This window comes from Paenibacillus sp. MBLB1832 (assembly GCF_032271945.1).
GTDB classification, from domain to species: Bacteria; Bacillota; Bacilli; order Paenibacillales; family NBRC-103111; genus Paenibacillus_E; species Paenibacillus_E roseopurpureus.
On record NZ_CP130319.1, the window covers coordinates 5,144,394 to 5,156,202 of the forward strand.

Annotated in this window: 8 protein-coding genes; 1 reads left to right on the plus strand and 7 read right to left on the minus strand. The window is 43.0% G+C overall.

Translation table 11 applies throughout. The features are described 5' to 3' along the window. Position 1: 1 nt before the first annotated feature. The 5 genes from MJB10_RS23205 to MJB10_RS23225 all read right to left on the minus strand — a co-directional run bounded on the left by MJB10_RS23205 (position 2) and on the right by MJB10_RS23225 (position 8,382). Entirely contained in the window at positions 2-2,254 is a 2,253-nt protein-coding gene (locus MJB10_RS23205; RefSeq protein ID WP_314799071.1) for a right-handed parallel beta-helix repeat-containing protein, read from the minus strand. A gap of 196 nt (positions 2,255-2,450) precedes the next feature. Then, positions 2,451-3,980, minus strand: coding sequence for an ABC transporter substrate-binding protein (locus tag MJB10_RS23210; RefSeq protein ID WP_314799073.1), 1,530 nt, complete (start codon positions 3,978-3,980; stop codon positions 2,451-2,453). Positions 3,981-4,070: 90 nt separating this feature from the next. Further along, complete coding sequence (locus tag MJB10_RS23215) at positions 4,071-4,961, minus strand: carbohydrate ABC transporter permease (RefSeq protein WP_314799076.1); 891 nt, start codon at positions 4,959-4,961, stop codon at positions 4,071-4,073. 13 nt (positions 4,962-4,974) lie between these two features. Continuing rightward, positions 4,975-5,889 carry an ABC transporter permease gene (locus tag MJB10_RS23220; protein WP_314799078.1) on the minus strand — a complete coding sequence of 305 codons (915 nt, stop codon included), beginning with the start codon at positions 5,887-5,889 and terminating at the stop codon, positions 4,975-4,977. 186 nt (positions 5,890-6,075) lie between these two features. After that, a complete protein-coding gene (locus MJB10_RS23225) occupies positions 6,076-8,382 on the minus strand; it encodes a helix-turn-helix transcriptional regulator (RefSeq protein ID WP_314799080.1) in 2,307 nt (768 codons plus the stop codon). A 160-nt stretch (positions 8,383-8,542) separates the two neighbouring features. Between MJB10_RS23225 and MJB10_RS23230 the strand changes: the two genes are divergently transcribed. Further along, entirely contained in the window at positions 8,543-9,343 is an 801-nt protein-coding gene (locus MJB10_RS23230) for an AraC family transcriptional regulator (RefSeq protein ID WP_314799081.1), read from the plus strand. A gap of 178 nt (positions 9,344-9,521) precedes the next feature. On the opposite strand, the gene MJB10_RS23235 is transcribed toward MJB10_RS23230, so the two are convergent. Together MJB10_RS23235 and MJB10_RS23240 are read right to left on the minus strand one after the other, a co-directional pair. Next, entirely contained in the window at positions 9,522-10,802 is a 1,281-nt protein-coding gene (locus MJB10_RS23235) for an ABC transporter permease (RefSeq protein WP_314799084.1), read from the minus strand. Continuing rightward, positions 10,795-11,700 carry an ABC transporter ATP-binding protein gene (locus tag MJB10_RS23240; RefSeq protein ID WP_314799088.1) on the minus strand — a complete coding sequence of 302 codons (906 nt, stop codon included), beginning with the start codon at positions 11,698-11,700 and terminating at the stop codon, positions 10,795-10,797. Before MJB10_RS23240 ends, MJB10_RS23235 begins: the two co-directional genes overlap by 8 nt. Positions 11,701-11,809 lie beyond the last annotated feature (109 nt).

An 11,809-nucleotide genomic window follows, 5' to 3' on the forward strand; every position in this document is an offset into this window, starting at 1 on the left:
CTTAACAAACGTCCATGTAGAGCTGGATGAAGAAACTGATTTTTCTGTGCCGCCAAAGTCCTTTACACCAAGTGCAGCAGTTTCCCCTGCTGGCGTTTCTTAGCCAACCTCCAGCGACATAATTCGTATTTGGCTGCAGCCCTGAAATTACCTGTGCAATTCCATCAACACCTCCACTTAGCTTCGTCCCATAGAGATGTGATCTGGACATTCCTGCATTAGCTGCTTTGCCCCAGTGATTGTCACTGACAACAACAGCATTGCCCGCATCCGTTGTATTCCAGTTCGACAAGTCCCCATTTTCGAATCCGCCATTAACGGCTAAGTTCATATTAGGTGTCGACGGTGTTGTATATGTTGGATTAGGAGGGCTTGCAAAGTTGTGACCGGCAGTCCAGCCTGTGCTTCCGTATTCAAATGCCCCAATATCAGGTGCACTTCCAACATAGCCGTCCGTAATACCTGGAATCACAATTCCTGTGTCTTTTGCTGGCGAGGTAGACAGTAATTGATAGTTCCGACTGGCTTCATTAACGAATCCAGGTGAACTCGTTACTTGGCTGCCATGCACAGTATAGGCATTTGACTCCGCATCATATCCTGTGATGATGTTGTTGAATATTCGAGTTCCATACATATCCGTTGTAAACGCATTAGAAGCTGCTGATTGAATGGCCCACGCATTCGTCCAAGCCGTGTTGTTGTAGGCCAGGTTATAATTTGAAGGAATATTAAGCTGAAGACCAGCGTTATTCCACGTCACGTTATGATGAATGATGAAATTATTCGTGTATGAATCCAAGTAGATGCCCGGCTTCGTGGCAGGTGCTTTATTATCATGGACATAGTTGTGATGAATTTCCGTGTTCTGTCCATCGACATTCGGTCCGTACAACATACCCAAATCATCTGTAAGCCATCCGGCGTTGTAGATATCGTTATACTGTATCTCGTTTGCTCTCATCGGGCTGGTGAAATAAACAGTTACTCGCCCCGCATCCGCCACCGTATTATGGCTGATCAAGCTGTTAGCGCCCTTTAGGTTCAGAAGACCTTCCCAATCAGGGACATATCCCCCGTCGTGAATGTAGGAGTTGATTACGTTATTATACGAACCGCCGACCGTAACCAGACTGCCGGAGCTGTATGCAAATTCGCTGTCCCTGAGCACGTTATAGCTGCCGTTCAGCAGTAAACCAGTGTTGGTCTGCTCCTGGGCCAACGTATTCAACTTGTTATGGGACAAATATTTCGCCACGATTCCTTGAAACGTAAGGTGGTTTGACGAACTGTTTGTCACAACCCTAGAGGCAGTCGTTTGAATCCCGTTTAACGTTATATAAGCCTTGCCGGATAGATCAAATGAGGCATCCCGTCGCTTAACGTCTACCGTTTGGGCGGAAGGATCGCCGCCGCCAGGTACCCAAACGTACAACTCCGAATTGGTGGAATCGTACCACCATTCATTCGCTGTGTCTAAGGCTGCTTTGATTCCGGTTAAATAAAACTTGTCTCCTGACTCTGGACTGTAACCGCCGGTCGCTCTTAAACCTGTGATCGTGAGCTTTTTATTAACAGAATCGTAAGCTGTTACCGTAGGCGTCTGTACAATCCAGTCCCATCCAGATTCAATCCACATCGTTGCGCCATTCCAGTATCCATCCCCTCCAGGAAGGGCTGTGTCGATAACCTGGCTAGAATTCGTGCCTGAATCCGCTATCGAGACCGTCGGATTCAGCAGCGTACCCGTTTGATTCGGCCACCTTGCTTCATCGATCATCGTGCCATTCACAAACACCTGATTTCCAGCTCCCAAAGTCCAGTTCATCGGTGCTTTATAAATACTTCCGGAATCCAACGTCCAACCGGTAACAAGATCAGCACCGCTAACTATAGCCGTCTCACCATTATAGTTCTGATACGTGATCGGATTGCCCGAGGTTCCTGAATTAGCAGGAGTGACCGTTTCACGGTATGTACCTCCACGAATATTTACAGTGTCGCCTGCTGAGGCTACGGATGCAGCTTTCTGAATCGTCTGGAATGGTGTAGAAAGGGAAGTTCCGTCATTGGAATCGCTTCCATTTAGATCTACGTAATAGGTAGTTCCAGCCGCTTTCACACTTGTTTCAAAAGGTGCTGCAACAGCAAAGGGTACGATCAACAGCGATGCAATCAATAACTTGCTTAAATTGCTTTTCAACTTATCGGAATACGTAGTCACATTACTCACTCCCTTTACTTTTACTATCATCTACAAGAATGAACTCCTTCGAAAAGACGATAAAACTTGTCATGCGTTTATGCCGCATTCAGTATTATAAATCCCCTCCTTTTCTAGTTTACTGAAACTGGCTTACGACCCCTGCATTTAAACATTGTGGGAATCCTATTTGGAAGGATTCCCACCTGATGACTGCCATTGCTTTGTTCACTGAGAGGAGCTTACATTACTTCGTTTTTTTCCACTCGTCAAGTTGCTTTTGAACTTCTGCAATGACTTTATCAATGCCAGCTTGCTTCAACTTCTCTTGGAATTCTTTCAGTTTCTCACTTGCAGCTACTGTACCTGTTACAAGACCTGGGTTATATTGATCAACAACAGTCCCAATGTTTGCAATTTCCGCGACAACTGGCGCCGGCACAAACTTAAAGCCCATAAGCGGAGACGGTTTAGCCGTTTCGTTTTCTTTCTTCGTATCAGCTACTACATTTGGATCTGTACCTTCAACCAGGAAAGCGTTGAATGTGTTACCGAATACCCAGCTTGCGTTAGGTACATAACCAGCATCCTTGTTAATTTTGACTACATTATCGGATACTTTCGTGTAATGCTTACCTTCAACACCATAGCTGATTGTGTTATACAGCTCTTTGTCCGTGTTCAGCAAGTTAATGAACATCATTGCTCGCTCAGGGTTTTTGGACGTTTTGCTAATGGCTTGCATCGTTGTAATGATGGAGCCTGTACCTGCCCATGTTTCTGTAATCGGTACAACAATCACATCATTACCGCCATTTGCAGTCTTATACGAAGCGGGACCGGCTGGATTCAATACGTTGTGGAATTGAACAACTGCGTTGCCTGTTTTCTCAATGTCCGCTTTGTTTTTCAATGTAGCCGCGTTATCGTTGATTAAGCCTTTATCATGCCAGCTTTTGATTAAATCCAAATATTTTCCAAACTGTGGAGTATCAACAAAATTGATGACTTTGTCCGGATTTGAAAGATCTACACCAATAACATTCGCACCACCAGCGTTTACAATTGATTCCAATCCGTTAGAGCGCAACATACTATTGAATCTTCCATTGCGATCCACCAAGAACGGAACTACATCTTTGGATTCTCCTGCTTTTACTTTTGCCAAGAACGGCTCGATATCTGCAACCTTTTTGATAGAGTTAACGTCCAGATTGTATTTGTCAGCATATTTCTTTTGGATAATGAAGCCTTCTTTGTTCGTTACCGTTTGATAGTTCGGAACACCGTAAATTTTGCCACTAATTTTAGTTGCATCCCACACAAATCCAGGCATGGACTTCGTCACTGATGGCGCATACTTCGTAATCAAATCGTCCAGTGGAAGGAATGCTCCCTTTGACTGGTTAGTTACATAGTCAAAGTTCCAGTTAGACGTCCATGCGATGTCGTAATTTTCGCCAGCTGCAACTGTTGTGTTCATCTTTTGTGTGTAGTCAGCGAATGCTTGCGGTTGCAATTTAACTGTCGCATTAATTTTAGCTTTTGTGATTTTGTTAATAGCTTCCTGAACAGTTGCGATATCTGCCGGAATCGCGGCTAGCGGGAAGTTCCAGATCAATTCTACGGGCGCCAGTTGCTCAACCTTGGCGGTAGCCGCCGCGCTAGCTGCTGGACTAGCTGTGGAAGTGCTTTCAGATCCTTTACTTCCGCATGCCGACAATAAGACAGCGAGACTCACTGCTCCCGTTACAACTTTAAACATTTGCTTTTTCATGCAATTACCCCCTGCGAGAATTTAGTTTTTAATTACTTATATATCAACTGCAGCTACATGATAAGCTGCAGTTCGATAACGAAAGTCCGGTTAACCTTTGATGGCGCCAACGGTAAGACCGCTGATGAAAAACCTTTGGAACATCGGAAAAATAACCATCATCGGTCCCGCTGCAAGTACAGCCATAGCCATTCTAGCCGATAAGCTTGGGAAGTCGGCGAGATTAAATTGGACATTCACCGTTGAGATGTTGTTCGATAAAAATTCAATGGTGCTCATGATGCGGTAAAGCAGCAGTTGAAGCGGAATTAGCTTCTGGTTATTGATAAACAATAATCCTAGCCACCAATCATTCCAATATTGGAAGGAAATGAACAGCCCGATTGTGACAAGCGCAGGTACTGATAAGGGAATCACCATTGTGAAAAAAATGCGCCACTCATTCGCGCCGTCAATTTTCGTCGACTCGATGATTTCAAATGGAAGTTTATCCATAAAGCCCTTCATGATGAGAATAAAGAAAGGACTTAGTAAATACGGAACGATAAGCGCCCAAATCGTATCTTTCAAATGCAAATACTGCGATATCAGAATGTAAAACGGAACAAGTCCTCCACTGAACAAGCTTGTAAAGAAAACGTATAACGTCATCATTTTGCGGTAACGATAATCGCGTCTTGAGATCGTATAAGCCGTCAAACTCGTAAAGAGTAAACCGAAAAATGTCCCAACGAGTGTAACGAATATGGTAACCCCGTATGCACGAAACAGCGCCTTGGGAGCATCCAAAATGATATCGTAAGCTTTCGTACTGAATTGCAAAGGAATCAGATGATAGCCATGTGTCAATAATGATTTCTCATCCGTCAACGAAATTGATATGACGAGAACAAGAGGCACTAACAGCGCCAATGACAGTATACAGAAGAACAGGTTAATCATTTTGCCTGTCCAGTTCATTCTGTTGCTTTCCGTTTGCATACATATATCCCTCCTACCAAAGCGAATTATCTTCGTTAATTTTTTTGACAACCCAGTTGGACAGCAGCACCAGAATGAATCCAACGACAGACTGATAGAGTCCAATCGCGGTTGACATCCCGAAATCTCCAACGATTCGCAATGACCTATATACGTACGTATCGATAACATCAGTCGCGTTATACAAGAAGCTCGTATCATTAGGAATGAAGTAGAATAATCCGAAATCAGCACGAAAAATACCGCCGATAGCGACAATCAACAAGATGACGATAAGTGGTGTCAGTAACGGTATTGTAATCTTGCGGATCATTTGCCATTTGGATGCGCCATCAATCTTGGCGGCTTCATAGTAGCTCGAATCGATGGAAAGAATACCCGCGTAATAGATGAGCGTTGAGAAGCCTACGCCTTTCCATAACTGTGTAAGTACGATTATAAACGGCCAGAATTGGGCTTGTTCATACCATCTGATCGGCTGTTCGCCGAACGCTTGCAGCATGACATTCATGAACCCGTTTTTATGATCCATAAACCCGAAGACGACATATCCGACAACCACCCATGATAAGAAATAAGGTAAAAACAAGATCGTCTGATGCACTTTAATCCATCTTCGAGAAATCTCATTTAGCAGAATGGCTAATGTAAGCGCAAGCACTAAGGTTAAGATAATAAAAGTAAGATTATATAGAATCGTGTTGCGTGTTACAGTGAAAGCTTTGTCTGATTTAAAAAAGAATTCAAAATTTTTTAATCCGATCCATTTGCTTCCCCAAATCCCCAAATCGAATCGGTATTGTTTAAATGCAAGGACAAGACCGATCAAGGGCAAATAGTTGAAAATCAATTTATACAGGATTGCTGGCAATGACATAACGAACAATTCCCGATTACGTTTGAAGTGCTTCCACTCCCGTTGTAGCATTTGTTTCCCTCCCTGCGGTGTGTAACCGTCGTTGTATGCACTTATTATTGGGGGAAATCTGCACAAATAACTACTACAATAAATAAAAAACACTACACTTTTCTCCCACACAATCTCAAATACACTCTATTTTTAGCTATTTTTGAAAAAAGAAAAGCTTTTCGGGCACGATCGTACCCAAAAAGCTTACTCTTGAACGACTATCTTGAAGCGATATTCTTTCGGCGTGATACCGAATTTCTTCTTGAAAAGCTTGAAAAAATAGCCTTCATTGTTATAACCAACCAACTCCATGATGCGATTGATGCTGTAATCTTTGGTTTCAAGCAACTCCAGTGCCTTTCGCAAGCGAACATCATTGATATACTCGCTAATGGACATCGATTCATGCAGTCTAAATTGCTTGCTCACATGGGCCGAAGATAGTTTCATTGCAGCCGCTATGCTTTGCAGGCTTAAATTTAAATCCCAATACTGCTCTTCAATCATTTCTTTCACGGTATCCGTTAAGATCTGATTCGACTGATCTTTGACATCCTGCGTTCGCTGCTTCTGAATGTCTTGGTAAATGCCCAATATCAAATCATAAATAGGTTCTAACGTTTCTTGCTTCATCACGAGCTGCACCTGCCGCTTAAAGTCCAAGCTAACTTGTCTGACGGTTCGGCTATTCATTTCACGCACGATATTTTCTACTAACGCAAGCAAGTGAAGAATAGCGTACAGGATATTATTATAATGCATGACTTTCATTTGTTGGAACAATTGCACCAATTGCTCCTGAAAATCCTTCTCTTGCCCGGACTTTATGGCTTCCGTCATTTTCTTTTCTGTATCCGTGGAAAATTGGAACGTAATATTTTCATTATTATGCCTAACGAGATCTGGTGTAATGATACTTCCTTTACCGAAAATAATCCGATAGGACGCATTTTCAATAGCAAGACCGTATTGCTGCGATACTTGTTGGTATCGGTCAACCCTCTCCCCAGTCGAAACGGTTATCGAGAGACGGTAATACTGAAGAAGAGTTTGCTGAAGCTCTTTCAAAGCGTGCGTCAGCGAGCTCATATGATCGCCTTGAGCCTCTTTCGCATCACCAACGAGTAAGACAAAGTGATCATTAAGCATAGGAACCACTTCGCAATTAACGTATTTTGACACAAGTTCCTTGGCAATATTGGTGATCGCAAACTTATACATTCTCTTCTCGACATCACTCGTGTTCGATTCAAATTCAGCAAAATCATCGATCAACAGCACACACACCTGGAGTTCTTGATTAAAATTAATATCCCAATCGACTTGTTCAATTTCTTCTGGAGTAGGCAGGCTCGCATCAGATATCAGTCTCCGCAAAGCGAATGTTTTCAGTGCATCACGTTTTGAATGCTCGTCTGACTCATGCTTGACTAATTGATGTATAGCATCTTGATACGCTGTGGAAATGAAGTTCAATTCATCCACATCAGTCTTGTCGTCTACGCCTTTACGACGGTTTGACGTCACTTGATTTAACAAATTTTCAATCGGACGATACAGGCGGTAGGCAATCAACAGCGAGCTCGCAATGGAAAGGAATAAAAAACCAATAATAATGAAGAAGGAAATAATCCGCATCTTGCTTAGTTTTCCCCACACAACCTCATAGGGCTGAACGCTTGCAATGATCCAGCCGCTTTTGTTGGACGACATAAAGCTCAGAATCGACTTGTTCTCACCTGATCCATGCACGAGATAATCCTGGTTTACACCGGAGCTCACTTTCTCACGGATGATGGATTGAATTGTGTCCGTTAAAGTATCCTTGCCCTGCTGTTGTGCCATGAGCGGGATGCCTGATTTATCTGTAATAAAAATAGAGCTTCTCGATTCATCTGTCATCTTATTCATATTCGTTAAGTTATCAAACAGCCAGCTCGGCTTGATCGTGACGATCAGCTTACTCCCGGACATGTTGTCGTACAAGAACATCGCTAATGCTGGAGAGAGCATTTTATCAGAAGGTAGAGGAACAAAGGTTAGCATAGGTATACTTTTTTGTGATTGGATATACTGATCAATGACACCGTTCAATCCATCATCCTTACAATTCAAACTGCTCAAGGTTGAGTAATAGCAGCCTGTTTTGGCGTTGTAAATCGTTATACTTTGCAAAAAAGATGATTTTGAAACCGTTTTCTCTAATCTGTTTAATTTTTGTGCGAGCTCACCTCCATCCATCACATCGATATTCGATAAATAAACGACATCATTGTCAAAAGACGTGGAAAGCGTAATGTTTTTTAATGTTTCGTGCATGTAGTCAATATTGTATTTGATTTGTGACATCACCTTTAATTCCGCTTGTTGCTGCATTTGAAGCATCGTTTTATCGGAGTTGTAATACAGAAGTGTCGTGCTGACAGATAAAAACACAACCATAAGAACCGTTATGGAGAGCAGCAGCTTTAACAAATATTTTCTTGATTTGTACAAACGAATAATATTCATCGAAGTCCACCTTTTCTAAGTTGTCTACTTATTCTATATTTATAACATACTTGGTCTCCTAAGTTACAACAATATCTGTGATTTATATTCACTTATCTGATATTGATATTTTTTTGATATTTAAGGTAATACATATTAGAATGTAATAGGGTGAGAAAGCATGACATTGAATATTCCTTTTGAAAATGTACAATTTGCCTCTGCAGGTACGATTGTGTATCCACCAGGCAGCCATTATGGACCTAGAATTCAAAAAGATATCCAACTCGTTATGTTGTACACTGGAGAGATGGATATCACCATTGATGGCCGAAATCTTCATGTACTTCCTGGTCAAATGGTGCTTTTAAAACCGAGACACAAAGAAATGTTTACTTTCTCCAAGACCGAAGAAACCTGGCACTGTTGGATCAGTGTGCGTGTCTCCCCGTTATCGGAAGAGATTATCCATATTCTTGATCAGCTTCCTGAAATTCTTCCTCTCTCGGATGAAATGAATGCACTAACAGAACTTATGCTTAACTTTCAGCGATATTTGTCTAGAAGTGATACTGCAGTTCTCAATCTTGGACTTGCCGCGCTTCATTTATACCCCACCGAATTGAAAAGACTACAACAACAGAGCGAGAAACATCCAGCTATCCTCTCCGCTCTATCATGGATGAATGTGCATTTCGCGGAAGACATCTCTCTAAACGATATTGTCATTCAAACAAACGTGTCACCTGAACATTTGATCCGTTTGTTTAAACAACACGAAGGCACGACTCCTATACAGTATTTATGGAAATATCGAGTTACACGAGCGATAGAACTGCTCATGAGTACAGGATTGACAATTTCTGAGATTTCTGAATGCTGTGGATTTAAGACACCTGCTCATTTTGCCAGGTTGATCAAGCAATATAAAGGCAAAACTGCTTCGGAAATCCGTCAGTTATCTTGGGAGCGGCATGTCTAAGTTGGATAGATATAATTTCCAGTCCCTTCTGATTAAATAAGAAAAAAGATAGATAAATCAACGGATTGATTCATCTATCTTCATTATTTAGTCTCAAACATGTACCCATATTTGTCTCGTTTATCGACCAAATCAGTCTCAACTATAACCATTACACATAATGCTTCCTTCTAAACCCCTACCGATACGCCCGCATCGCCTTCCGCAGCTCTTTCAAAGACGGCCGCTTGCCGTACATGAGTACGCCAGTGCGGTAGATTTTAGCCGCGAGCCATGCCATAGCCCCGATCGAAATGAGCTGGATGACGATCGAAACAGCGATCTGCCAAAATGGCGGAGAGCTCATGCCGATACGCAGGAACATAATCAACGGCGAGAAGAATGGCACGAACGACATCGTGACCACGAACGATGCATTCGGATGATTCAAGCCGAAAACCGCAATCATGAAGGCTGCCACGATGACGTAAGTAACTGGCATAATCGCTGGGCCCACATCTTCAGTTCGGCTGACTAACGAGCCTACTGCAGCGAAGATCGTTGCATAGATGAAGAAGCCCAGCAAGTAAAAAATCAAGAAATATGCGATAAGCGAGAGCTCTAAATCACTCCAATTGAGGTTCATTTCTTTAAGAACCGATGCATCGCTGAATCGAATATTTAGAAACGATACGACTAGTAATACCGCAATTTGTGATACCGCTAGCAAGCAAATCCCAATAATTTTACCGAACATTTGCTTGAGCGGCGAAACGCTAGTAATAAGCAATTCCATGACGCGCGAGCTTTTCTCCGAGGTGATCTCCGTTGCAACAACGTTCCCGAACCCAATCGCACCCATGTAAAGCATGAACAACATCACATACACCAGTGCATACGACAATACCATTTGAGACTCTGTTTTGCCTGTTGCCGCTTCATCGGATGTGGATATTTGCACGGTCTCTAAGGACACTGGCCTTTGGATGTCCGTTTTCAAGTTATCTGGTAATCCTGATCCTTGAAGGACCATGTCCGTTTTAATTAACTGAAGCGTCGTCTGGAGCTTGCTTTTCAACGAAAACTCCATCGTCCCCGTGGATTTATAGACCATTTTCGGAAAAACGCCCTGCTTCGCATTCTCAAACTCCAAATACCCCTTAATCTTGCCATCTGCAATTTGTTGCTTCCCGTACGCTTCGTTCGCTTCCACGCTTCCAGCGTCGGGCATCGTTATAATCTGTATCTCCGGTTTTGGCTGACTATTGTAAAAGGCCGCTAGCTTATTCGTCACAGCCGCTTGTTGTGAACCAAATACGCCAATTTTCGTCGGTGAATCCGAAGAGAAATAATTAATAATGGCAGGCAGATGTATCAAGGCTGACATCAGAATGATGAGAATCAGGCTCATCACGCGAAAAGATTTCGTCCGAATCCGAGTTAAAAACGTAAATTTAATGACCGTCAGGATGCTATTCATGCTGGCCACCCACCTTCTGGATAAAAATCTCGTTCAACGTTGGCTCCATCACTTGAAACCGCGTAATCACCGATTGCTCTATGGCCACTTGCAAAACGGACTGCGCAGCTTCCGAACGCTCGATTCGGATCTCGTACCCGTTAAGGCCCTCATTTACAGAGCTAACGCCAGGAATTTGTTCCAAGCCATGCACGCGGGTTTCCGTCTCCAGAACAATACGCTCCCTTGGAAAGCTCGCTTTAATTTCCTTCAAGCTGCCTTGCAGAATCGTATTCGAGCGATGCAGTATGCAAATATTCTCACACAGCTCTTCCACATGATCCATCCGATGGCTGGAAAATAAAATCGTTTTCCCTGCATCTCGCAGGCTTTTTACCGTTTTCTTCAGCAATTCTACATTCACAGGATCCAGCCCGCTAAACGCTTCATCCAGAATCAGAATCTCAGGATTATGTATGACCGCCGCAATGAATTGAATCTTCTGCTGATTCCCTTTCGACAACTCTTCTACTTTGCGATTGTAGTAGTCCGAAACCTCGAACCGCTCCAACCATTCCTTTAAGCTGCGATCTGCCGCGCTGCGCTTCATCCCCCTAAGCTCGGCTAAATACGTAATCTGCTCCGATATTTTCACCTTCGGATACAAGCCTCGCTCCTCTGGCAAATACCCCATCAGACTGCGTAACTCGTCCCGATACCCCTGCCCCTTCCACGTTATCGTACCTTGATCGGGATAAATAAGACCGAGTACCATGCGCATCGTCGTTGTTTTACCTGCCCCATTGGCGCCTAATAATCCGTAGATCTCGCCCTGCTTCACTTGCAGACGGATGCTATTCACAGCTGTCTTGTCGCCGTATTGCTTGGACACATTTTCTACTACTAAGGGATATGTCATGAATGAAGCCTGCCTTCCTTTGCGAAGATGCTTACCAACCTATATTACATGAATTTGGAAAATAAATGAATTTCTTTGCACAAAAAAACGCTGTCTCCTGTGCTTACCA

Excerpts from the sequence above, each read along its gene's own strand:
- MJB10_RS23225 (WP_314799080.1), bottom strand. The coding sequence starts at position 8,382 with ATGAATATTATTCGTTTGTACAAATCAAGAAAATATTTGTTAAAGCTG.
- MJB10_RS23215 (WP_314799076.1), bottom strand. The coding sequence starts at position 4,961 with ATGCAAACGGAAAGCAACAGAATGAACTGGACAGGCAAAATGATTAAC.
- MJB10_RS23205 (WP_314799071.1), bottom strand. The coding sequence starts at position 2,254 with ATGATAGTAAAAGTAAAGGGAGTGAGTAATGTGACTACGTATTCCGAT.
- MJB10_RS23230 (WP_314799081.1), top strand. The coding sequence starts at position 8,543 with ATGACATTGAATATTCCTTTTGAAAATGTACAATTTGCCTCTGCAGGT.
- MJB10_RS23235 (WP_314799084.1), bottom strand. The coding sequence starts at position 10,802 with ATGAATAGCATCCTGACGGTCATTAAATTTACGTTTTTAACTCGGATT.
- MJB10_RS23210 (WP_314799073.1), bottom strand. The coding sequence starts at position 3,980 with ATGAAAAAGCAAATGTTTAAAGTTGTAACGGGAGCAGTGAGTCTCGCT.
- MJB10_RS23240 (WP_314799088.1), bottom strand. The coding sequence starts at position 11,700 with ATGACATATCCCTTAGTAGTAGAAAATGTGTCCAAGCAATACGGCGAC.
- MJB10_RS23220 (WP_314799078.1), bottom strand. The coding sequence starts at position 5,889 with ATGCTACAACGGGAGTGGAAGCACTTCAAACGTAATCGGGAATTGTTC.